We start from the raw sequence: 22,428 nt of genomic DNA on the forward strand, positions 1-22,428 counted from the left end.
CCCACAGTGCTAAAGTCGCACCTTCGATTTTGCTTTTCCCAAGGAAGCCGTTATGCCGGATGCGACGTCCCTCAGTGCTGGATTTATGGTGGTTCACGGCAACCGCCTGGACGAACTGCGCAGCCTGGTGGTCAGCTGGATGCGTCGCTATCCATTGGCGCCTCTGGAAAACGAAATCGCCCTGGTACAAAGCAACGGTATCGCCCAATGGCTCAAGTTGGCGTTGGCTGAAGATCCGGAAGATGACGACATGGGCGGCTGCGGCATCGCTGCAGCAATCGACGTGCAACTTCCCGGCAGCTTCATGTGGCAGCTTTATCGCATGGTCTTGGGCCGTGACGAAATCCCGCCAAAGTCGCTGCTCGACAAAGCTCCCCTAACCTGGCGCCTGATGCGCCTGCTCCCGGAACTCATCGATCAACCACACTTCGAACCCCTGCAGCGCTTCCTCACCCATGACACAGACCTGCGCAAACGCTACCAACTCGCTGAGCGCCTGGCTGACTTGTTCGACCAATACCAAGTCTACCGCGCCGACTGGCTGGAAGACTGGGCTGCCGGGCGCCACCAACTGCGCAACGGCCGAGGCGAGTCCAAACCGCTCAACCCCGCCAACTGCTGGCAAGCCGAACTGTGGCGCGCGTTGCTGCTGGACGTCGGTGAAACAGGCATGGCCCAAAGCCGCGCCGGCGTTCACCAACGTTTCATCGAACGCATCAATACGCTTGAGGAAGCCCCCGCGAGCCTTCCATCCCGAGTCATCGTTTTCGGTATTTCTTCGTTGCCGGCCCAGGCGCTTGAAGCCCTCGCCGGTCTTGCACGCTTCAGTCAAGTTCTGCTCTGCGTGCACAACCCGTGTCGCCACCATTGGTCCGACATTGTTGCCGACAAAGACCTGCTGCGTAACGAATACAAACGCCAGGCGCGTAAAGCCGGCATGCCTGTCACCATAGACCCGCAAACCCTGCATCAGCACGCGCACCCGTTACTGGCTGCCTGGGGCAAGCAAGGCCGTGACTACATCAGCTTGCTGGATAGCTATGACGACCCGAATAGCTACCGCGCAGCCTTCCGCGATGGCCGTATCGACCTGTTCAGCGACAGCGAACCCACCACACTGCTCAACCAGCTTCAGGACGATATCCTCGAACTGCGCCCGCTCAATGAAACCCGTGAGCGATGGCCTGCCGTCGACCTGGAAAATGACACCTCCATCCGCTTCCACATTGCCCACAGCGCCCAACGCGAAGTGGAAATCCTCCATGACCAACTGCTCCAACGCTTCAGCGCCGACCCCACGCTACGCCCCCGGGACATCATCGTCATGGTCCCTGATGTCGACAGCTACGCACCGCACATCCGTGCCGTCTTCGGTCAGCTTGAGCGCAATGACTCACGCTTCATCCCGTTCACCCTTACCGACCAAGGCCAACGCGGCCGCGATCCGCTGCTGATCGCCGTCGAGCACCTGCTGAAACTCCCGGACAGCCGCTTCCCCGTCAGCGAAATCCTCGACCTGCTCGACGTTCCGGCTCTGCGCGAACGCTTCGCCATCAAGGAGCGTGACCTGCCCACGTTGCACCGATGGATCGAGGGTGCCGGCATCCGCTGGGGCCTCAACGCCGAGCAGCGCGCCGGCCTCGGCCTGCCAGCGGAACTGGAGCAAAACAGCTGGCGTTTCGGCCTGCGCCGGATGTTGCTTGGCTACGCCGTAGGCACCGGTACTGCCTGTGACGGAATCGAACCCTACGACGAAATCGGCGGCCTCGACGCGGCCCTGATCGGTCCGTTGGTCGCCTTGCTCGACGCACTGAATGACGCGCATCACGCACTGTCGCAACCCGCACCGCCAACGGAGTGGGGCGAACGCCTGCAACGCCTGATGCAGCTCTTTTTCCTGCCGAGCAGCGAGCACGACGACTACCTGCTGGGCCAACTCGAGCAACTGCGCGAAACCTGGCTGGAAACCTGCGAGTCCGTAGGCCTACAGGACAAGTTACCCCTCACCGTAGTCCGTGAAGCCTGGTTGGCGGGTCTGGACCAAGGCCGCCTGTCCCAACGCTTTCTCGCCGGTGCGGTCAATTTCTGCACCTTGATGCCCATGCGTGCAATCCCGTTCAAGCTCGTTTGCCTGCTCGGCATGAACGACGGTGATTACCCGCGCGCCCAACCACCGCTGGACTTCGACCTGATGGGCAGCGACTATCGCCCCGGCGACCGTTCGCGCCGTGAAGACGACCGTTACCTGCTGCTCGAAGCCCTGCTGTCAGCCCGCGACCAGCTCTACGTCAGTTGGGTGGGCCGTAGCATCCGCGACAACAGCGACCGCCCGGCTTCGGTATTGATCGGCCAACTGCGCGACCATCTCGCCAGTGGCTGGCATCACGCAAACAACGACCAACCCCTTATCGAGGCCATGACCCTAGAGCACCCGTTGCAGCCGTTCAGCGCCCGCTACTTCCATGAAGGCGACGCGCTATTCAGCTACGCCCGCGAATGGCAACTGCTCCACGAAGCATCCGACGCCGTCCCGACAGGACACAACCTGACCCCGCACGAACAGGAAGAACCCCTGAGCCTTGGCCAACTCCAGGACTTCCTGCGCAACCCGGTCAAACATTTCTTCAGCCAGCGCCTGAAAGTATTCTTCGAAGCCGCCGAAGTGCCGCTGGCCGACGAAGAGCCTTTCGTTCTCGACGCACTGCAGCGCTACAACCTGAGTGACAGCCTGCTGAACGCTGCACTCACCCAGCCCGATCAACTCGAGCGCGCCCTCGATGCCCAGGCATTGCGTCTGCAAGGCAGTGGCCTGTTGCCGATGGTTGGTTTCGGTGAATGCCTGCGCAACGAACTGATTGAGCCATTGCCCGATCTGCTGCACCGCTATCAGCAATTGCTGGCTCTTTGGCCCACCCCGCACACCGCTGCCGAACCGGTCAGTTTTGAGCATCAAGGTGTTCAGTTGGAAGGCTGGATCAGCGGTCTGCATAGACGCAGTGATGGCGGCCTGCTAAGCGTCACCACCATTCCCAACAGCATTGGCTCGATCAAGACCCGCAAGTGGCATCGACTGATTCGCCCTTGGGTCAATCACGTGGTGGCCTGCGCCTGCGGCCTGCCGTTGAGTACCGGCCTGGTGGCCAGCGACGACACCTTGTTGCTGCCTCCGTTGGAGAAACCCGTTGCCCAGGAAATCCTTGGCCATCTACTGCTCGCCTGGCACACCGGCATGAGTAAACCGCTGCCTGTGGCGGTCAAAACTGCTTTTGCCTGGCTCGGCCAAACCGATCCAGTCAAAGCCGAAGCAGCAGCCTGTAAAGCCTACGAAGGCGATGGCTTGACCACCGACGGCGAACGTCGCGAAACTCCGGCGCTCACCCGGCAATTTCCCGACTACGCCGCGCTGGTCGCGAGTGAAGAATTCGAAGGCTGGTGCGAAACCCTGTACCGCCCACTGATCAAGGCCGCTTGGCGATCCCTCACCAGCGAGGCATGCGCATGATCGGCAAACCCTTGGCCCTGGCGTTCCCTCTCAAAGGCAGCCAACTGATCGAAGCCAGCGCCGGCACGGGCAAGACGTTCACCATCTCTGCGCTTTACCTGCGCCTGGTGCTCGGCCATGGTGGTGACCCATCAGGCTTTGGTCGCGAGCTATTACCGCCGCAAATCCTGGTAGTGACGTTCACCGACGCCGCCACCAAGGAACTGCGCGAACGCATCCGCATCCGCCTGACTGAAGCCGCACGCTTCTTTCGCGCAGAAGTCGAACAACCCGACGCCCTGATCGCTGACCTGCGCGACGACTACCCAGCCGAACAATGGCCCGCCTGCGCTAACCGCCTGGACATCGCTGCGCAATGGATGGACGAAGCCGCCGTCTCGACCATCCACAGTTGGTGCCAGCGCATGCTGCGCGAACACGCCTTCGACAGCGGCAGCCTGTTCACCCAAACCCTGGAAACCGATCATAGCGACTTGCTTGGCGAAGTGCTGCGCGATTACTGGCGATTGTTCTGCTACCCGATGCACGACGACGCGCTCAACTGGGTGCGCAACAATTGGGGTGGCCCGGCCGCCTTGATGCCGCGCGTACGCGCGCTGTTCGGCAGCGAACGGCCCACGGATGAAACCTGCGAGCCGGCCAAACTGATCACGGCCTGCCTGCAAGAGCGTCGCGAAGCGCTCACAACTCTCAAGGCGCCTTGGCTGCAATGGGCCGCCGAGCTACGCGACCTCTGCCTGCAAGCGGTCGCCGCCAAAGCCGTCGACGGCCGCAAGATGCAAGCGCGATACTTTGAACCCTGGTTTGAGAAAATCAGTTCCTGGGCCGCTGACGAATCCCTGGAGCAACTGGACATCGGCACCGGCTTCATTCGCCTGACGCCCGAAGGCATGGCCGAAGCCTGGAAGGGCGAGCCACCGCGGCATCCCGGTATCGACGCCATGGCCGGCCTCAAGCAGGCCCTTGATGCGCTGCCAACGCCCGATGCCGCCGTACTGCAACACGCCGCCGGCTGGGTGGGCAAACGCTTCGAAGAAGAAAAACGCCGCCGCGCCGAAATGGGCTTCGACGACATGCTCATCCGTCTCAACGCCGCGCTGCAGGCAGACGGCGGCGAACGCTTGGCCAGCGTGATTCGCGAGCAATTCCCGGTGGCCTTGATCGACGAGTTCCAAGACACCGACCCGGTGCAATACAGCATCTTCGACAGTATCTACCGCATCGAAGAAAACCACCCCGACAGTGGCCTGTTCCTGATCGGCGACCCCAAGCAGGCGATCTATGCCTTCCGTGGCGCGGACATCTACACCTACCTGCGCGCCCGCCAGTCCACGACCGGCCGCCACCACACGTTGGGCACCAACTTCCGCTCCAGCCATGCGATGGTCGAGGCGGTGAACCACGTGTTTCAGCGTGCGGAAAAGGGCCGTGGCGCGTTCCTGTTCCGCCAACCGGACGGCGAAAACCCGGTGCCGTTTCACTCGGTGTTGTCCCAAGGCCGCAAGGAACATTTGCAAATTAATGGCCAGACGCTGCCGGCGCTGAACCTCTGGCACCTGCCGACCGATCAGCCCGTTTCCAACCTGGTTTATCGTCAGCAATTGGCGGCGGCCTGTGCCACGCACATTGTCGAGCTGCTCAATGGCGGACAACAAGGCACTGCCGGTTTCCTGCAGCCGGACGCGAGCTTCGACGGCGTGCTTCCATCAGATATCGCCATCCTCGTTCGCGACGGCAAGGAAGCCCAGGCGGTGCGCGCCGAATTGGCCGCACGCGGCGTGCGCAGTGTTTATCTGTCCGACAAAGACTCGGTCTTCGCGGCCCAGGAAGCGCACGACCTGCTGGCCTGGCTCAAGGCGTGCGCCGAACCGGATGTCGAACGCCCGCTGCGCGCCGCCCTGGCCTGCGTCACGCTGAACCTGTCCCTGCCGGAACTGGAACGTCTGAATCAGGACGAGCTCGCGTGGGAAAGCCGCGTCATGCAGTTCCGTGGCTACCGTGCGATCTGGCGCACCCAAGGCGTGCTGCCGATGCTGCGTCGTCTGCTGCACGACTTCAAACTGCCGCAAACCCTGGTCGCGCGCAGCGACGGCGAACGGGTGCTGACCAACCTGCTGCACCTCAGCGAACTGCTGCAGCAGGCGGCCTCCGAGCTGGACGGCGAACAGGCGCTGATCCGTCATCTGGCCGAGCACTTGGCGCTGTCCGGACAGGCAGGGGAGGAGCATATTCTGCGCCTTGAAAGCGACGAGCAACTGGTCAAGGTGGTGACTATCCACAAATCCAAAGGCTTGGAATACAACCTGGTCTTCCTGCCGTTCATCTGCTCAGCCAAGCCGGTCGATGGCAGTCGCTTGCCCCTTCATTACCACGACGAACACGGCAAATCCCAGGTCAGCCTGCGCCCTACGCCTGAGTTGATCGCCCAGGCTGACGACGAGCGCCTCGCCGAAGACCTGCGCCTGTTCTATGTGGCGCTGACCCGTGCCAAACATGCGTGCTGGCTCGGCATCGCCGACCTCAAGCGCGGCAACAGCAGCAGTTCGGTGCTGCACCTCTCGGCGCTGGGCTATTTGCTTGGCGCGGGTGCACCGTTGGGGGAATCCGCAGGCCTGGCGCGCTGGTTGCTGGACCTGCAGAAAGGTTGCGCCGCCATCGACTATGGCCAGGTGCCCGAGGCGCAAGACATCCTCTTTCACCCGCCGCGCAACGAAGCCACGCTGCGAGCGGCCTTGCTGCCCAAGCGCAAGGCCGCCGAAAACTGGTGGATTGCTTCCTACAGTGCCTTGCGTATCGGCGACAGCTTGAGCGCGGCCAGCCCCGAAGCACCGGAAAGCCCACAAGCCCAGAAGCTGTTTGATGACGAACGCCTCGACCCCGATGCACCGCGTGAAGTGGCGGCGTCCGGCGGCGACATTCACCGTTTCCCACGTGGGCCCAACCCTGGGACCTTCCTTCACGGCTTGCTGGAATGGGCGGGCGAAGAGCGCTTCAACGTCACCCCCGAGGCTATCGAAAAAGCCGTGGGCGCCCGCTGCAACCGCCGTAACTGGGAAGGCTGGATCATCACCCTCAGCGGTTGGCTCGGCCACCTGCTGCAAACGCCATTGCCTGTGGATAACGGTCGCGTCGCCCTCAGCGGTTTGCAGCAGTACCAGATCGAAATGGAGTTCTGGTTCGCCAGCCATAAGGTCGACGTGCTGGCCCTCGACAAGCTGGTGTGCCAGTACACCCACAACGGTGTGTCCCGTGTCGCGGCTGAACCGGTGCTGCTCAACGGTATGTTCAAAGGCTTTATCGATTTGACCTTCGAACATGACGGCCGCTATTACGTGGCCGATTACAAATCCAATTGGCTGGGGCCCGACGATTCGGCCTACACACACGACGCCATGGAACAGTCGATCCTTGAGCATCGGTACGACCTGCAATACGTGCTTTACCTGCTGGCCCTGCACCGCCAACTCAAGGCGCGTCTGCCCGACTATGACTACGAGCGCCATGTCGGCGGCGCGCTGTACCTGTTCCTGCGCGGCACCCAGTCCGCCAGCCAGGGGGCGTATTTCACCCGGCCGCCACGGGAATTGATCGAAGGCCTGGACCTGCTGTTTCAGGGCAAGCCCATACCGCCCAAGGTTGAGCCTGCCTGGGAACAAGGAGTGTTGTTATGAGCCTGTCGCCGTTACCGCTCGAGGAACTGGCGCCCCTGAGCCGCGCCGCCGACCTGGTGCAACTGCTGGAACGTTGGGTCGATCGCGGTTGGTTGCGCGCCCTGGATAAAGCCTTCGTCGGCTTCCTGCACGAACTTGATCCACAGTCCGATCCTTTGGTGCTACTGGCGGCGGCGCTGACCAGTCACCAGTTGGGCCACGGCCATGTCTGCCTCGACGTGTTCGAAACCCTCAAGGCGCCGGATTTCGCCCTGTCTCTGCCGCCAGAAGGTGACCTTCAAACCGGGGCCATGCTGTTGCCCTCGCAGTTGCTGGATGGGCTCGATGGCGCCCATTGGTGCCATGCGCTGGCCTCAAGCCGCCTGGTCGCGCTGGCCGTGGACGGCAGTGAGTCCGCCCAAAGCCGCCCGTTGGTGCTGTCCGGCAAGCGCCTGTACCTGCGCCGCTACTGGACCTACGAGCGACGCATCGACACCGCCTTGCGCTTGCGTCTCGCCACCCAGGAAACGGTCGCCGCCGATTTGCCGCAGCGCCTGAACAGTTTGTTCGACCAACCGCCGCCCGACGGCGTGATCGACTGGCAAAAGCTCGCCTGCGCCCTGGCCACTCGTGGTGCGTTCAGTATCGTCACGGGCGGCCCCGGCACTGGCAAGACCACCACTGTGGTGCGTTTGCTCGCGCTGTTACAGGCGCCGGCAGTGGAGACCGGCAATCCGTTGCGCATCCGTCTGGCGGCGCCCACCGGTAAAGCTGCCGCACGGCTCACCGAGTCCATCAGCCAGCAAGTGCTGTCGCTGCAAGTGCCGGGCAGCGTCAAGGAAAAAATCCCGACCCAGGTCACCACCGTCCACCGCCTGCTGGGCAGCCGTCCTGGCACACGGCACTTCCGCCATCACATTGGCAACCCACTGCCCCTGGATGTGCTGGTGGTGGACGAAGCGTCGATGATCGACCTGGAAATGATGGCCAACCTGCTCGACGCCTTGCCGGCCCATGCACGCCTGGTGCTGCTGGGCGACAAGGACCAACTCGCGTCGGTCGAGGCGGGTGCCGTGCTCGGCGATTTGTGCCGCGACGCCGAAGCGGGTTGGTACAGCCCGCAAACCCGCCAATGGCTGCAAGCCGTCAGCGGCGAAGACCTCAGTGGCAGCGGCTTGCACGAAGACCTCGACGCCAGCCACCCTTTGGCCCAGCAAGTGGTGATGCTGCGTTATTCGCGCCGTTTCGGCGAGGGCAGCGGCATCGGCCAACTGGCGCGTTGGGTCAACCAGCAAAACGCCGAAGAGGCGCGCAGGCTGCTGGCCGCTGGCAGTCACAACGACTTGTTCTGCCTCAGCCTCAAGGGCGAGCACGATCATGCCTTGGAGCGTCTGCTCCTGGACGGGCACGGCAGCGATGGCGCCCAAGGTTATCGTTACTACCTCAACCTGTTGCAAAGTGCGCGGCCCGGGCCCGACACCCCGCGCGAACACCCCGCCTGGACGCACTGGGCGCAGCAACTGCTGCAAGCCTTCGATGCGTTCCAACTGCTGTGCGCGGTGCGTAAGGGCCCATGGGGCGTGGAAGGCCTGAACCTACGTATCACCGCCGCCTTGCGCAAGGTGCGGCTGATCGAAGGCGACGAACATTGGTACGAAGGCCGCCCTGTATTGATGACCCGCAATGATTACGGCTTGGGCTTGATGAATGGCGATATCGGTATCGCCCTCAAACTGCCCGAAAGCGACGGCGGCCCCCAGGTGCTGCGCGTGGCCTTCCCACGGAACGATGGCCAGGGCGGCGTGCGCTTTGTGTTGCCCAGCCGTCTGAATGATGTGGAAACCGTGTACGCCATGACTGTGCACAAATCCCAAGGCTCGGAATTTACCCACACGGCGTTGATCCTGCCGGATGCGTTGAATCCGGTGCTCACCAAGGAGTTGATCTACACCGGCATCACCCGGGCCAAGCGCTGGTTCAGCCTGATCGAGCCCCGTGGCGGCGTGTTTGAAGAAGCGGTGCGGCGCAAGGTCAAGCGCTTGAGTGGCTTGATGCTGGAGTTGGAGCAGCCGTCAGAAGTGTCCGACGCTGTGCTATCGTTGCGGCATCCACCCGAACACACCTGAGAGTATCGCTGCATGAACTTGGCTGTCTCGCCTACAGAGCGCAGTTTGAGCTGGAGACGCATGCTGCCGATGGCGATCCTGTGGGTGCTTGCGCCGCACGCCTTCGCCCAGGCTGCGGATCCCATGGGCCTTGCAGAACATCGCGCCCAGGCAGTGACCCAAGTGGTGCTGGGTATCCTCAGTTACGCCCGGTGGCCGGTGGAGCCTGCGCAACTGCGCCTGTGCATTGTCGGCCCGACCCAATACACCGATGACCTGATCAAGGGCACCACCCAGGCCACCGGTCGTCCGGTGGTGGTGCAGCGCTTGCTGGCCGATCGTTCCGATATCGTCGATGCCTGTGATGCGGTGTACATCGGCAAACTCACCGCGGATGAGCGCAGCCGACTGTTCACTTCATTAGCCGGCCACCCGGTGCTCAGCATCAGCGAGGGCGGCGATCAGTGCACCGTGGGCAGTCTGTTCTGCCTGCGGGTGGGCGATGAGCAAGTATCCTTCGAAGTCAACCTCGATTCGGTCGCCCGCAGCGGCGTGCGCATTCATCCCAGCGTGCTGCAGTTATCGCGTCGCCGAGCGCCTGCGTCATGACCGCAGTCAAGGTGCGACCGACCCTGCGCTCGGTCATTGGCCGAGGACACTTGATCCTGGCGCTGGTGGCGGTGACCCTGGCGAGCATCTCACTGACCCTGCTTGGCGTGCTCGCGCTGCGCGTCTATGCCGAACACAACCTGCACCTGATCGCGCGCTCCATCAGCTACACCGTGGAAGCTGCGGTGGTGTTCAACGACAGTGCAGCGGCCACCGAAGCCCTGAGCCTGATCGCCTCCACCGAAGAGGTGGCCCAAGCCGAAGTCTTCGATGCCAATGGCAAGTTGTTGGCGCAGTGGATACGCCCGGATACCGGCCTGCTCTCGCGGGTGGAATTGGAGCTCGCCCATGCGCTGCTTGATCAACCGATCAGTCAGCCAATCCTGCACCAGGGACAGGCCATCGGCAGCATTCATCTCACCGGCCACGGCGGTAGCCTGCTGCGCTTCCTGTTGAGCGGGCTGGCCGGGATCCTCATTTGCACCGCCCTCAGCGCGTGGGTCGCCCTGCACTTTGCGCGACGCTTGTTGCGCGGTATTACCGGGCCGCTGCAAAGCCTCGCCGCCGTCGCCCATGCGGCACGCAGCCAGCGCGACTTCGAGCGCCGCGTGCCGCCTGCGCGCATCGCCGAACTCGACAGCCTGGGCAGCGACTTCAACGCCTTGCTGGGCGAGATGCAAGCCTGGCAAAACCACCTGCAAAGCGAAAACGAATCCTTGGCCCACAAAGCCAACCACGACAGCCTCACCGGCCTGCCCAATCGCGCATTCTTCGAAAGCCGTTTGATCCGTGCCCTGCGCATCGCCGCCAGAGCCAAGGAACAAGTGGCGGTGCTTTACCTCGACAGCGACCGTTTCAAAGAGATCAATGACAGCTTTGGCCATGCCGCCGGCGATGCCGTCCTCGTGGCCATCGCCGAGCGTGTACGTGCGCAGCTGCGTGAAGATGATCTGGTGGCGCGTCTGGGCGGTGATGAGTTCGCCATCCTGCTGGCGCCGTTGCACAAGGTCGAAGATGCCGAGCGCATTGCCGACAAGATCATCGCCAGCATGGACTCGCCGATCGCCGTGCCCGGCAACACTCAGGTATTGACCTCACTCAGTATCGGTATCGCGGTCTACCCCGATCATGGCGCCACCCCCGGCACCTTGCTCAATGCCGCCGACACGGCGATGTACCAGGCCAAGCGCCTGGCCTCGGGCGGCCAGCAAACGGCGGAATCGGAGCATTGCGCCGTCAACGTTCCACACAGGAGTTGATCCCTTGTTTTTGACTGCGCGTTTTATGTTCATCACCTTGCTGGTGGCGTTGCTCGCCCTTGGCGGCTGCCAGACAGCGCCCCCCAAGGGCCTGACTCCGGCGCAGGTGGCGGTGCTCAAACAGCAAGGCTTTGAACTGACCGAAGAAGGCTGGGCCTTCGGCCTGTCGGGCAAAGTGCTATTTGGCAGTGACGTAGAAGCCCTCAACCCCGCCAGCACCGAGATCGTCCAGCGCATCGGCAAGGCCTTGCTGGGCGTGGGTATCGAACGCGTGCGTATCGACGGCCATACGGACGCTTCGGGCAAAGAGGCCTACAACCAGCAACTGTCCCTGCGCCGCGCCAAAAGCGTGGTCACGGTGCTGACCGGTGTGGGCATGAAAGAACAAAATGTCCAACTGCGCGGCTTGGGCAGCAGCCACCCGGTGGCGTCCAACGACACTGTCGATGGGCGAACCGAGAATCGCCGGGTGTCGATTGTGGTGATAGCCGACTGAGCAAACTCACCAGCCTCAATCTCAATGCAATCAGAATGTGGGAGCTGGCTTGCGATAGCGGTGTTCAGTACTGGATGTACTGACTGACACACTGCCATCGCAGGCAAGCCAGCTCCCACACTATTTTGTGCCGGTTGTGATATCTGCGCTCACCACACCGCTCCCACATTTTATTTGCGCTGTACTTGAAACCTCGATCACTTAACGGCTCGGTGTCATCGCCTGCGTCAAGTCAGCCACCACTGGCTTGCCCATCTCATACCCTTTAATCCGCAAACCGCATCTCCCGCGTCTCCCCCATCAACAGCCCTTGATTCTGCTCCGTCACCTCCCTGATGTAATCCCACAACAACGTGATCCGCTTCAACTTGCGCAAATCCTCCCGGCAATACATCCAGAACTGGCGCTTAATCGCAATCTGATCCCCCAGCACCGGCAGCAACCGCGGATCCTGCGCCGCCAGAAAGCACGGCAATATCGCCATCGACCGGCCCTGCTGCGCCGCCACGTACTGCGCAATCACGCTGGTACTGCGCAAACTCGCGCTGGCGCCCGGCACCACATTCGCCAGGTACAACAGCTCCGAACTGAACGCCAGATCATCCACATAGCTGATAAACGGGTGCTCGGCCAAATCCGCCGATTTGCGGATAGGCGGGTGTTGGTCGAGGTAGTCCTGGGTCGCGTAGAGCTGCAGTTTGTAGTCGCACAGCTTGCAGCACACATAAGGCCCATGTTCCGGGCGTTCCAGGGCGATGACGATGTCGGCTTCGCGCTTGGACAGGCTGATGAAGTGGGGCAGGGGCAGGATGTCCACCGAGATTGCCGGGTAGGTGTCGACAAAATGACTCAACTGCGGCGTCACGAAGAAGCTGCCGAAACCTTCGGTGCAGCCCATGCGCACATGGCCGGACAGCGCCACGCCGGAGCCGGACACTTGTTCGCAGGCCATGTGCAGGGTGCTTTCGATGGACTCGGCGTAGCCGAGCAAACGTTGGCCTTCGGTGGTGAGGACAAAACCGTTGGTCCGGGATTTTTCGAACAGCAGCGTACCGAGCGACACTTCCAGTGAACTGATGCGCCGCGACACCGTGGTGTAGTCCACCGCCAGACGCTTGGCGGCGACGCTGGCCTTGCGCGTGCGGGCCACTTCGAGGAAAAACTTGAGGTCATCCCAGTTCAGGGAACCCAGCGACGTGATGTTTTTTTGCATATTGGTCCGGCTTTTATGTGCGTTCTTATTAGAGATTTGCACATCTATACTCCAAAAACGCCTCATTCCCAAGGCGATTCACGCGCCTTGTCTCTGCATAACTACAAGATTGGAGACCACATGAACGCATCTGCCGATATTTCCGTGCAACAGGTCAAGTTGCTGATCGACGGCGAATGGGTCGAGTCCAAGACCACCGAGTGGCAGGACATCGTCAACCCGGCCACCCAGCAAGTGCTGGCCAAAGTCCCGTTCGCCACTGCCGATGAAGTCAACGCTGCCATCGACGCCGCCCATCGCGCCTTCCAGACCTGGAAGCTGACGCCAATCGGCGCGCGCATGCGCATCATGCTCAAGCTGCAAGCCTTGATCCGCGAACATTCCAAGCGCATTGCCGTGGTGCTCAGCAACGAGCAGGGCAAGACCATTGCCGATGCCGAGGGCGATATTTTCCGCGGGCTGGAAGTGGTGGAACACGCGTGTTCCATCGGCACCCTGCAAATGGGCGAGTTCGCCGAGAACGTCGCCGGTGGTGTCGACACCTACACCCTGCGCCAGCCGATCGGCGTGTGTGCCGGTATTACCCCGTTCAACTTCCCGGCGATGATTCCGCTGTGGATGTTCCCCATGGCGATCGCCTGCGGTAACACTTTCGTCCTCAAACCGTCCGAGCAGGACCCGCTGTCGACCATGCTGCTGGTGGAGCTGGCGCTGGAAGCCGGTGTACCGGCCGGCGTGCTCAACGTGGTGCACGGCGGCAAGGACGTGGTGGATGCGCTCTGTACCCATAAAGACATCAAGGCGGTGTCTTTCGTCGGTTCGACCGCCGTGGGCACGCATGTGTATGACCTGGCCGGCAAGCACGGCAAGCGCGTGCAATCGATGATGGGCGCCAAGAACCACGCCGTGGTGCTGCCGGATGCCAACCGCGAACACACCCTCAATGCCCTGGTCGGCGCCGGTTTCGGTGCGGCGGGCCAGCGTTGCATGGCCACCTCGGTGGTGGTGCTGGTGGGCGCGTCGAAACAATGGTTGCCGGATCTCAAGGCGCTGGCGCAGAAACTCAAGGTCAACGCCGGCAGCGAAGCCGGTACCGACGTGGGTCCGGTGATCTCCAAGCGCGCCAAGGCACGCATCCTGGAGCTGATCGAAAGCGGCGTGAAAGAAGGCGCCAAGCTGGAACTGGACGGCCGCGATATCAAGGTTGCGGGCTACGAACAGGGCAACTTCGTCGGGCCGACGCTGTTCTCGGGCGTGACCACCGACATGCGCATTTACACCGAGGAAATCTTCGGCCCGGTGCTGGTGGTGCTGGAAGTCGACACCCTCGACCAGGCCATCGCCCTGGTCAACGCCAACCCGTTCGGCAATGGCACAGGCCTGTTTACCCAGAGCGGCGCGGCGGCGCGCAAGTTCCAGAGCGAGATCGACGTGGGCCAGGTCGGCATCAACATCCCGATCCCGGTGCCGGTACCGTTCTTCAGCTTCACCGGTTCCCGCGGTTCCAAGCTCGGCGACCTGGGCCCGTACGGCAAGCAAGTGGTGCAGTTCTACACCCAGACCAAAACCGTCACCAGCCGCTGGTTCGATGACGATACGGTCAACGATGGCGTCAACACCACCATCAACCTGCGCTGATTCCGGGAGACGATCATGAAGATTGCATTTATCGGCCTGGGCAACATGGGCGCGCCCATGGCCCGCAACCTGATCAAGGCGGGTCACGCGCTGAACCTGTTTGACCTGAACCAAACGGTGCTCAACGAACTCGCCGCCCTGGGTGGCAGCATCAGCGACTCACCGCGAGATGCGGCCAGCGGCGCTGAGCTCGTGATCACCATGCTGCCGGCTGCTGCCCATGTGCGCAGCGTGTGGCTGAATGAGGACGGCGTGCTCGCCGGCATCGGCCAAGGCGTGCCGGCGGTGGATTGCAGCACCATCGACCCGCAGACCGCGCGCGACGTCGCGGCGGCCGCCGCCAGGCAAGGCGTGGTGATGGCCGACGCCCCCGTCTCCGGCGGCACCGGCGGCGCCCAGGCCGGCACCCTGACCTTCATGGTCGGCGCCACCCCGGCACTGTTCGCCACCCTGCAACCGGTGCTGGCGCAGATGGGCCGCAACATCGTGCACTGCGGCGAGGTAGGCACCGGGCAAATCGCCAAAATCTGCAACAACCTGCTGCTGGGCATCAGCATGATCGGCGTCAGCGAAGCCATGGCCCTGGGCGATGCGCTGGGCATCGACACACACGTGCTGGCGGGGATCATCAACAGCTCCACCGGGCGCTGCTGGAGCTCCGACACCTACAACCCCTGGCCGGGCGTGATCGAAACCGCGCCGTCATCGCGCGGCTACACCGGCGGATTCGGTGCCGACCTGATGCTCAAGGACCTGGGCCTGGCCACCGAGGCGGCGCGTCAGGCGAAACAGCCGGTAATCCTCGGCGCCGTGGCGCAGCAGCTGTATCAATCGATGAGTCAACGTGGGGAAGGGGGCAAGGACTTCTCGGCGATCATCAACAGTTACCGCAAGCCTGAATAAGGCGGTTCCGGGGGCCTATGCGTGGGGCTCCCGGGTTTTTGCGGCTCAGCGCGCCTTCTGGCCTTTCAGCCAGCATCCCACCACGTAAGGCACCAGGCTTGAGGCTTTTCCTCGCATGAATTCATAGCCATAGGGTTTGCGCGGCATGGCCAGTCCGATCAGAACCTTTTCAGCCGCATAACTGGCTTTGGTCACCAAGCCTGCGGCCGGTTGAGTGGTCAGTGATGTTCCCACAACCAGAACTTTCTTCGCGTTTTTGAAATGCTGTTGCGCCTCCCCGATATTCGGTACGTTTTCCCCATACCAGACGACGTGGGGACGTAATTGGCTGCCCTTTTCGCACACGTCGCCCAGCAAGATCGGTTGGTCGTCTATCTTGTAAACCAGTTGCTCATCGACAGAGCTTTGCGCCACCTTGATTTGACCATGAAGATGCAAGACGCACGTAGATCCTGCACGCTCATGCAGATCGTCGACATTCTGGGTGATCACCACGACATCAAACCGAGACTCTAACTGCGCGATGGCAGAGTGCGCGGCATTGGGCTGTGCAGTAGATGCCTTTTGTCTCAACTCGTTATAAAACGCCAGGACCTGCGCAGGATGCTTATGCCATGCCTGGGAGGTGGCTACGTCTTCGATGCGATGGTTCATCCACAGCCCGTTTTCGTCGTTGAACGTGTCCAGGCCACTTTCGACACTGATGCCGGAACCGCTGAAGACAACGATCTTTTGCCTTTCAAGGTCAGCCGTCATGGGAGGGCTCCATTGCGCGTGGCGAATCCGCCGGAAAAATCTTGAATTCATCGTTGGCCCAAGGCTACACCCGATCTTGCTACCGTTTGCGCCCTTTCGCTGCAAACGCGGCGTTCTGATCTTTCCACAGCACGCAAAGACTTTGATCGTTATGGCACGTCGATACACGCGTTCGCTCAAATACCTGGTCTTTCAGTCCCAATCGAAAAAGTCGGCGCTGGCGTCATTTGTCGATCAGTGGGCTGCATTGGGCCATCAGTGGCTCGATGTCGTGTGATCGGGTGCTCTCGCATCGAAATTCAAGAGCCACGGCTTGAAGCCGTACCCACTTATGAGCGACTTGGCTTCAGTTATGACGAACAGCTGCGCCTTGTGATTTCAGTGGAGGGCACCTAGTATGGGGCGCATGTACAAGGCTTACGGAGGCTTGGATTTATGAAAACAGCTGCCCGCAAGGCAAGCGCGCAATGGGTCGAGATGTTTGGTGCCGAGGCTTATAAAAAGCTTGGTGACTCGACATCTGCCAACCAGAAAAGATTTTTCAGCGTGGCTATTAAGCATGGTAAGGACATGGAGCCAACAGGCCCCCTGGCTGGCCAGGTCCGCTGAGCAACACGATAGAAAACCGCCGTTAGGGGCGGTTTTTTTTCGTTCGCGAACCCGGTTTTAAGCAAACACAAAATACTTACGCACCGTCTCCACCACTTCCCATGTCCCCTTCATTCCCGGTTCCACCACAAAGATATCCCCAGCCCGCAGGTGAATCGGCTCCAGGCCTTCCGGGGTGATGATGCAGTAGCCTTCCTGGAAGTGGCAGTACTCCCACTTCACGTAGTCCACGTACCACTTGCCCGGTGTGCAGATCCAGGTGCCCATGATCTTGCTGCCGTCTTCGCTGGTGTAGGCGTTGAGGTTGACGGTGTGCGGGTCGCCTTCGAGTTTCTCCCATTTGCAGGCATCCAGGACCGGCAGTGGGTGGGTGTCGCGCAGTATGGTGATGGGCTTGGACATGATGGCTCCAGGGCAGTGAGTGGAAAGATCCACCCTACGGCCTTGGGCGTTGCGCCAGTGGTCTGAACTCGACACCGGGATGCCCAGAAGCGCAGGCCCCTGATGATCTTCGAATCACCACAAGCCCGGCTCCCACAGGTATTACGGTGCGCTTACCACCGCATTACTGTTGCGGACTCGCAACCGGTAGGCAACGTAGATCAGCCCCACCCAAACCGGCATCGCGTACACCGACATGTTAATTCCCGGAATCGCCAGCATTACGCTGATGATCACCGCCATGAACGCCAGGCACAGGTAGTTGCTGAACGGGAACCAGAAGGTCTTGAAGGACGGCGTCACGCCTTGTTCGCCCATGGCCTTGCGGAACTTGATGTGGGTGAGGCTGATCAGCGCCCAGTTGATCATCAGCGAAGCAACCGCCAGCGCGAACAACAACTCCAGCGCACTGTGCGGCGCCACGTAGTTGACCACCACGCACAACATTGTCACCAACGCCGAAACCGCCAGCGCCCGCAATGGCACGCCTTGCTTGTTCAGTTTCATCAGCGCTTTGGGCGCATCACCTTGCTCGGCCAGGCCGAACAGCATGCGGCTGTTGCAGTACACGCCGCTGTTGTACACCGACAGCGCTGCAGTCAGCACCACGAAGTTGAGGATGTGTGCGGCGGTGTCGTTGCCAATCAACGAGAAGATCTGCACAAACGGGCTGCCGCTGTAGGCATCGCCCGACGCACCGAGGGTTTGCAGCAGTTGATCCCAGGGGTATAGCGACAGCAGCACGGCCAGGGCGCCGACGTAGAAAATCAGGATGCGGTACACCACCTGGTTGATGGCCTTGGGGATCACTTTGCGCGGTTCGCTGGCCTCGGCGGCGGTGATGCCCACCAGTTCCAGGCCGCCGAACGAGAACATGATGAACACCATGGACATCAACAGCCCCATGCCGCCATTCGGGAAGAACCCGCCGTGGCTCCACAAGTTGCTCACGCTTGCTTGCGGGCCGCCGCTGCCGCTGAACAGCAGGTAACAACCGAGCAGGATCATGCCGATGATCGCCGCCACCTTGATGATCGCGAACCAGAATTCTGCTTCACCGAAGACCTTCACATTCAGAGTGTTGATCAGGTTCACCGCGGCAAAGAACACCAGTGCGCTGACCCAAGTCGGAATTTCCGGCCACCAGAACTGGATGTACTTGCCCACCGCGGTCAGTTCGGCCATGCCCACCAGCACATAGAGCACCCAGTAATTCCAACCCGACAGGAAGCCCGCGTAACCGCCCCAGTATTTGTGGGCGAAGTGGCTGAAGGAGCCGGCCACCGGTTCCTCGACGATCATTTCGCCAAGCTGGCGCATGATCAGGAACGCGATAAAACCGGCGATCGCGTAGCCCAGGATCATCGACGGTCCCGCCGACTTGAGCACCCCGGCCGAGCCGAGGAACAACCCCGTGCCGATCGCCCCGCCCAAGGCGATCAGCTGAATATGCCGGTTCTTCAGGCCGCGCTTGAGGCCTGCCGGGTTAACCATGTGATCCGCCATTAACATACCCTTTTACGTGTTTTCTTGAGGGGGATGCATGCCGCATCGCCCTCTGAAGTGCTGAGGGGGCAGATATTACTCTGCGTAAACTTTTCGTAATACAGCTGAGCGCCATCAAGTATCTGATCCGCCCGCGCATGCGCAGCCGTTAAAAAACAACTGAGATCAAAATGTAGGAGCGAGCTTGCTCGCGAAGAACCCATCAGCAACGCGGGCTACCAGATAGCGCTGCGTTATCGTTGACGACTTTCGCGAGCAAGCTCGCTCCTACACGGGAAGGTGAGCGCAGAAAGCAAGGCGTTGGCGTATGCCGGCAATTGTTCGAACGAGCGCGCAGCCAACAGCAGCGTGCGGCAGGCCCAGTCCTCACTGAGCGGCTGGGTTTTAAAGCGACGCTCTGCCGGCCAACGCTTGAGTGCGGCCTGGGGCACGATGCCCAGGCCTGCGCCGCCGGCGACCATACGCATCAACCCATCGAACCCGTCGGCGCGGATGCGTGTCTGCAGGCGGAACCCGGCGTGCAACGCTTGTTCCTCCAGGTACACCGCCAACGCACTGTGGGCAGCCAGACCCACATAGTCGTGTTGCAGGCTGTCGATAAAGCTCACGTGTTGCGTGGCAAGTGGATGATCCAGCGGCATGATCAACATCAGCGGGTCATCGCGAAAGGGCAAGGTCTGCAAGCCATGGGTGTCGACCGCGTCGGAAATAATCCCCAGGTCGGCCGTGCCCTGGCGCAAGGCCTGGGTGATACGCAGGCTGGGCAGCTCTTGCAGGTCGATATCGAGGTTGGGACGCTCGCGTAGGAAGTCCGCGAGCAATTCCGGCAGGTATTCGCTCAAGGCCGTGGTGTTGCACAGCAGGCGCACTTGGCCTTTGACGCCGTTGGCGTATTCGGCCAGGTCCTGTTGCAGATGCTCGGCCTGTTGCAGCAGCAGGCGGGCGTGACGGGCCAGGGCCTTGCCGGCGGCGGTTGGCGCAACGCCGCGGCGGCCGCGTTCCAGGCATTCGATGCCCAGCGCAGCTTCCATGGCGCGGATGCGCGCGCTGGCGGCGGCCAGGGAGAGATGACTGCGGGCCGCGCCGGCGGTGATGTTGCCGCTGTCGAGGATGTGCAGGTAGAGGCGCAGGTCGATCAGGTCAAAGGGCATCGCTGAGGTTCTCGGGTGACGGGGCTTGCCTGCGATGGCCATTTCAGCCTCATGCAAAACAAGAGTCTGCCTCAGTATATGGCGAATTTCACTCCTCACCCACAAGCCCCACAATGGCCCCATGAATACCTTCCTCGGCTTCTACCAAACCATCGGCCCCGCCCTGACCCTGCTGGTAATCGGCACCTTCCTGCTGGCCGGTACCGTCAAGGGCGTGATCGGCCTGGGCCTGCCGACAGTCGCCATGGGCCTGCTCGGCCTGGCTATGCTGCCGGCGCAGGCAGCGGCGTTGCTGATCATTCCGTCGACGGTCACCAACCTCTGGCAACTGGCATTCGGCGGTCATCTGCGCGGGCTGGTCAAACGCCTGTGGCCCATGCTGCTGCTGATTTTTCTCGGCACCGGGCTGGGCACGCTGTGGCTGGGCATGGACGGCGCTGGCTGGGTGGTCCATGCGCTGGGCGGGGCGTTGCTGGTCTATGCGCTCAGCGGATTGTTCCTGCCGTCGTTCAGGGTAACGCCCGAGACCGAACGCTGGCTGGGCCTTGTGTGTGGGGTGATCACGGGCGTCATTACCTCGGCGACCGGTGTGTTCGTGATTCCTGCCGTGCCCTATCTGCAAGCGCTGGGGCTGAACCGCGATCAGCTGGTGCAGGCGCTGGGGCTGTCGTTCACCGTGTCCACCCTGGCGCTCGCCGCCGGGCTGGCCTGGCGCGGCAACCTGGGCACGGGTGAGATCAATGCGTCGCTGCTGGCGCTGGTGCCGGCGCTGCTGGGGATGTGGCTCGGCCAGGTGGTGCGCCAGCGCATCAGTGCAGCTTTATTCAGGCGGGTATTTTTCATCGGCATGGCGCTGTTGGGCGGCCACCTGCTGATCAGCGGTTAACAATAGCCGAACATTCGTGCATCCCAGTCAAAGGTATTTTGCCGCGCCGTCGCTTATTCCGCAGGGGCAATGTCGATAGTCTGCGTCCAGAGATTTTCACTTCTGGATAGCTCCCATGAAAAAAGTACTCCTGCTCAACGGCGGCAAAAAGTTCGCCCACTCCGACGGTCGCTACAACAGCACCTTGCATGACGCCGCCTTGGCTGTGCTGGACCGTGGCGGCATCGACGTCAAAGTCACCCATATCGATGAAGGCTACGACGTCGCCGAAGAGGTCGCCAAATTCCTCTGGGCCGACGTGATCATCTACCAGATGCCCGGCTGGTGGATGGGTGCACCGTGGATCGTGAAGAAGTACATCGACGAAGTCTTTACCGAAGGCCATGGCAGCCTGTACGCCAGCGATGGCCGCACCCGTTCCGATGCCTCGCAGAAATACGGCAGCGGCGGTTTGGTGCAGGGCAAGCAATACCTGCTGTCGCTGACCTGGAATGCGCCGCAGCAAGCCTTCGACGACCCGAACGACTTCTTTGAAGCCAAGGGCGTGGATGCGGTGTACTTCCCGTTTCACAAGGCCCACGAGTTCCTCGGCATGACCGCGTTGCCAACCTTCCTCTGCGTGGACGTGATGAAGCGCCCGGCCATCGAAGCTGACGTGGCACGCTACGAGCAGCATCTGGCGCAGGTGTTCAATCTCCCGGTGTAAGCTCTTGTGAACCGATAACGAGGAGCGCCCTGTGAAAGCCCGATCCGATGAGCTACAGATCTTCGTCAGCGTGATCGAGTGCGGTTCGATCTCCGCGGCGGCGGAGCAGGTCGGGCAGACGCCGTCCGCGGTCAGCCGCACCTTGTCGCGCCTGGAAGCCAAGCTCGACACCACGCTGATCAACCGCACCACGCGGCGCATGGACCTGACCGAAGAGGGCAAGTACTTCTTCGAGCAGGCCAAGCTGATCCTGGCGCAGATGGATCAGCTGGAAGAACGCCTGTCGTCACGCCAGAAAAAACCGGCGGGGCGCCTGCGCATCAATGCCGCGGTGCCGTTCATGCTGCACGGGATCGTGCCGTATATCGCCGAGTTTCGCCGCCTCTATCCCGAAATTCAGCTGGAGCTGAACAGCGATGACGTGATCATCGACCTGCTCGAGCAAAGCACCGATATCGCCATTCGCATTGGTACCCTGGCTGACTCCACCCTGCATGCGCGCGCCCTCGGCTGTACGCCGCTGCATATTCTTGCCAGCCCCGATTACCTTGAGCAACACGGCACGCCGACCACGGTTGCCGAGTTGGCGGACCACACCCTGCTCGGCTTCACCCAGACCGAAACCCTCAACCATTGGCCGCTGCGTCATGTGGAAGGCGACCGCTGGCTGATCCAGCCCGGCATCGGCGCGTCCAGCGGTGAAACCCTGCGCCAACTGGCGTTGGAAGGGCAGGGCATCTGCTGCCTGTCGAACTTCATGACCGCCGCCGACATTGACGCCGGGCGCCTGGTGCCGGTGCTGGAAACCTTCAACAGTGGTTATCGCCAGCCGATCCACGCGGTGTTCTACCGTAACTCGCAATTGGCGCTGCGTATCCAGTGTTTCCTGGATTTTATCCAGGCCAAGCTGGCGCGCTATGCCTGCTGATTCGTGATTGGGGCGCAAGACTGAATTGGCCGCCGGGGGCTTATTCGGCACGGGTGGGCCCTGGATACTG

17 protein-coding genes are annotated in these 22,428 nt (G+C 61.7%); 12 read left to right on the forward strand and 5 right to left on the reverse strand.

Annotated elements, in window-relative coordinates; all coding sequences use genetic code 11:
- Nucleotides 1-52: 52 nt before the first annotated feature.
- The 6 genes from recC to ACLH0H_RS13700 are packed head-to-tail and all read left to right on the forward strand — an operon-like array spanning nt 53 to nt 11,621.
- Nucleotides 53-3,502 (forward strand): exodeoxyribonuclease V subunit gamma, encoded by a 3,450-nt coding sequence (gene recC, locus ACLH0H_RS13675; RefSeq protein WP_411382338.1) that lies wholly within the window; start codon nt 53-55, stop codon nt 3,500-3,502.
- Complete coding sequence (gene recB, locus ACLH0H_RS13680) at nt 3,499-7,173, forward strand: exodeoxyribonuclease V subunit beta (RefSeq protein WP_411382339.1); 3,675 nt, start codon at nt 3,499-3,501, stop codon at nt 7,171-7,173. Before recC ends, recB begins: the two co-directional genes overlap by 4 nt.
- Entirely contained in the window at nt 7,170-9,278 is a 2,109-nt protein-coding gene (gene recD / locus ACLH0H_RS13685; protein WP_411382340.1) for an exodeoxyribonuclease V subunit alpha, read from the forward strand. The genes recB and recD overlap by 4 nt, the downstream gene beginning before the upstream one ends.
- A 12-nt stretch (nt 9,279-9,290) precedes the next feature.
- Entirely contained in the window at nt 9,291-9,866 is a 576-nt protein-coding gene (locus ACLH0H_RS13690) for a YfiR family protein (protein WP_411382341.1), read from the forward strand.
- On the forward strand, nt 9,863-11,125 hold the full coding sequence (locus tag ACLH0H_RS13695; protein ID WP_186694761.1) for a diguanylate cyclase domain-containing protein: 1,263 nt from the start codon (nt 9,863-9,865) through the stop codon (nt 11,123-11,125). The genes ACLH0H_RS13690 and ACLH0H_RS13695 overlap by 4 nt, the downstream gene beginning before the upstream one ends.
- A 4-nt stretch (nt 11,126-11,129) precedes the next feature.
- The gene (locus tag ACLH0H_RS13700; protein WP_411382342.1) at nt 11,130-11,621 is read left to right on the forward strand and encodes an OmpA family protein; all 492 of its coding nucleotides are present in this window, start codon (nt 11,130-11,132) and stop codon (nt 11,619-11,621) included.
- 265 nt (nt 11,622-11,886) lie between these two features.
- Here ACLH0H_RS13700 and ACLH0H_RS13705 read toward each other — a convergent pair whose 3' ends face one another.
- Nucleotides 11,887-12,834: a LysR family transcriptional regulator gene (locus ACLH0H_RS13705; RefSeq protein ID WP_411382343.1), complete on the reverse strand. Its 948-nt coding sequence runs from the start codon at nt 12,832-12,834 to the stop codon at nt 11,887-11,889.
- Between the two features lie 120 nt (nt 12,835-12,954).
- Here ACLH0H_RS13705 and ACLH0H_RS13710 point away from each other — a divergent pair, with 120 nt between their 5' ends.
- Complete coding sequence (locus tag ACLH0H_RS13710) at nt 12,955-14,472, forward strand: CoA-acylating methylmalonate-semialdehyde dehydrogenase (RefSeq protein WP_411382344.1); 1,518 nt, start codon at nt 12,955-12,957, stop codon at nt 14,470-14,472.
- Nucleotides 14,473-14,487: 15 nt separating this feature from the next.
- Nucleotides 14,488-15,375: a 3-hydroxyisobutyrate dehydrogenase gene (gene mmsB, locus ACLH0H_RS13715; RefSeq protein WP_411382345.1), complete on the forward strand. Its 888-nt coding sequence runs from the start codon at nt 14,488-14,490 to the stop codon at nt 15,373-15,375.
- 45 nt (nt 15,376-15,420) lie between these two features.
- Here the strand turns inward: mmsB and ACLH0H_RS13720 are convergent, their stop codons facing one another.
- The gene (locus ACLH0H_RS13720) at nt 15,421-16,131 is read right to left on the reverse strand and encodes an SIR2 family NAD-dependent protein deacylase (RefSeq protein WP_411382346.1); all 711 of its coding nucleotides are present in this window, start codon (nt 16,129-16,131) and stop codon (nt 15,421-15,423) included.
- A gap of 435 nt (nt 16,132-16,566) precedes the next feature.
- Between ACLH0H_RS13720 and ACLH0H_RS13725 the strand changes: the two genes are divergently transcribed.
- Nucleotides 16,567-16,740, forward strand: coding sequence for a hypothetical protein (locus tag ACLH0H_RS13725; RefSeq protein WP_411382347.1), 174 nt, complete (start codon nt 16,567-16,569; stop codon nt 16,738-16,740).
- 57 nt (nt 16,741-16,797) lie between these two features.
- Here ACLH0H_RS13725 and ACLH0H_RS13730 read toward each other — a convergent pair whose 3' ends face one another.
- The 3 genes from ACLH0H_RS13730 to ACLH0H_RS13740 all read right to left on the reverse strand — a co-directional run bounded on the left by ACLH0H_RS13730 (nt 16,798) and on the right by ACLH0H_RS13740 (nt 19,838).
- A complete protein-coding gene (locus tag ACLH0H_RS13730) occupies nt 16,798-17,142 on the reverse strand; it encodes a cupin domain-containing protein (protein ID WP_411382348.1) in 345 nt (114 codons plus the stop codon).
- Between the two features lie 141 nt (nt 17,143-17,283).
- Nucleotides 17,284-18,687, reverse strand: coding sequence for an amino acid permease (locus tag ACLH0H_RS13735; protein ID WP_411382349.1), 1,404 nt, complete (start codon nt 18,685-18,687; stop codon nt 17,284-17,286).
- 233 nt (nt 18,688-18,920) lie between these two features.
- Nucleotides 18,921-19,838, reverse strand: coding sequence for a LysR substrate-binding domain-containing protein (locus tag ACLH0H_RS13740; RefSeq protein ID WP_411382350.1), 918 nt, complete (start codon nt 19,836-19,838; stop codon nt 18,921-18,923).
- A 121-nt stretch (nt 19,839-19,959) separates the two neighbouring features.
- Between ACLH0H_RS13740 and ACLH0H_RS13745 the strand changes: the two genes are divergently transcribed.
- The 3 genes from ACLH0H_RS13745 (at nt 19,960) to ACLH0H_RS13755 (ending at nt 22,358) form a co-directional block, all read left to right on the forward strand.
- Complete coding sequence (locus ACLH0H_RS13745; RefSeq protein ID WP_411382351.1) at nt 19,960-20,724, forward strand: sulfite exporter TauE/SafE family protein; 765 nt, start codon at nt 19,960-19,962, stop codon at nt 20,722-20,724.
- Between the two features lie 115 nt (nt 20,725-20,839).
- Entirely contained in the window at nt 20,840-21,430 is a 591-nt protein-coding gene (locus ACLH0H_RS13750; RefSeq protein WP_411382352.1) for an NAD(P)H-dependent oxidoreductase, read from the forward strand.
- A gap of 31 nt (nt 21,431-21,461) precedes the next feature.
- Nucleotides 21,462-22,358: a LysR substrate-binding domain-containing protein gene (locus ACLH0H_RS13755; RefSeq protein ID WP_411382353.1), complete on the forward strand. Its 897-nt coding sequence runs from the start codon at nt 21,462-21,464 to the stop codon at nt 22,356-22,358.
- The last annotated feature ends 70 nt before the right edge of the window (nt 22,359-22,428 follow it).

Source organism: Pseudomonas sp. MPB26, from assembly GCF_046605355.1.
Classification (GTDB): Bacteria; Pseudomonadota; Gammaproteobacteria; order Pseudomonadales; family Pseudomonadaceae; genus Aquipseudomonas; species Aquipseudomonas cedrina.

Excerpts from the sequence above, each read along its gene's own strand:
- ACLH0H_RS13750 (WP_411382352.1), top strand. The coding sequence starts at position 20,840 with ATGAAAAAAGTACTCCTGCTCAACGGCGGCAAAAAGTTCGCCCACTCC.
- ACLH0H_RS13735 (WP_411382349.1), bottom strand. The coding sequence starts at position 18,687 with ATGGCGGATCACATGGTTAACCCGGCAGGCCTCAAGCGCGGCCTGAAG.
- ACLH0H_RS13710 (WP_411382344.1), top strand. The coding sequence starts at position 12,955 with ATGAACGCATCTGCCGATATTTCCGTGCAACAGGTCAAGTTGCTGATC.
- ACLH0H_RS13690 (WP_411382341.1), top strand. The coding sequence starts at position 9,291 with ATGAACTTGGCTGTCTCGCCTACAGAGCGCAGTTTGAGCTGGAGACGC.
- mmsB (WP_411382345.1), top strand. The coding sequence starts at position 14,488 with ATGAAGATTGCATTTATCGGCCTGGGCAACATGGGCGCGCCCATGGCC.
- ACLH0H_RS13725 (WP_411382347.1), top strand. The coding sequence starts at position 16,567 with ATGAAAACAGCTGCCCGCAAGGCAAGCGCGCAATGGGTCGAGATGTTT.
- recB (WP_411382339.1), top strand. The coding sequence starts at position 3,499 with ATGATCGGCAAACCCTTGGCCCTGGCGTTCCCTCTCAAAGGCAGCCAA.
- recD (WP_411382340.1), top strand. The coding sequence starts at position 7,170 with ATGAGCCTGTCGCCGTTACCGCTCGAGGAACTGGCGCCCCTGAGCCGC.
- ACLH0H_RS13730 (WP_411382348.1), bottom strand. The coding sequence starts at position 17,142 with ATGTCCAAGCCCATCACCATACTGCGCGACACCCACCCACTGCCGGTC.
- ACLH0H_RS13720 (WP_411382346.1), bottom strand. The coding sequence starts at position 16,131 with ATGACGGCTGACCTTGAAAGGCAAAAGATCGTTGTCTTCAGCGGTTCC.
- ACLH0H_RS13695 (WP_186694761.1), top strand. The coding sequence starts at position 9,863 with ATGACCGCAGTCAAGGTGCGACCGACCCTGCGCTCGGTCATTGGCCGA.
- ACLH0H_RS13705 (WP_411382343.1), bottom strand. The coding sequence starts at position 12,834 with ATGCAAAAAAACATCACGTCGCTGGGTTCCCTGAACTGGGATGACCTC.
- ACLH0H_RS13740 (WP_411382350.1), bottom strand. The coding sequence starts at position 19,838 with ATGCCCTTTGACCTGATCGACCTGCGCCTCTACCTGCACATCCTCGAC.
- ACLH0H_RS13745 (WP_411382351.1), top strand. The coding sequence starts at position 19,960 with ATGAATACCTTCCTCGGCTTCTACCAAACCATCGGCCCCGCCCTGACC.
- recC (WP_411382338.1), top strand. The coding sequence starts at position 53 with ATGCCGGATGCGACGTCCCTCAGTGCTGGATTTATGGTGGTTCACGGC.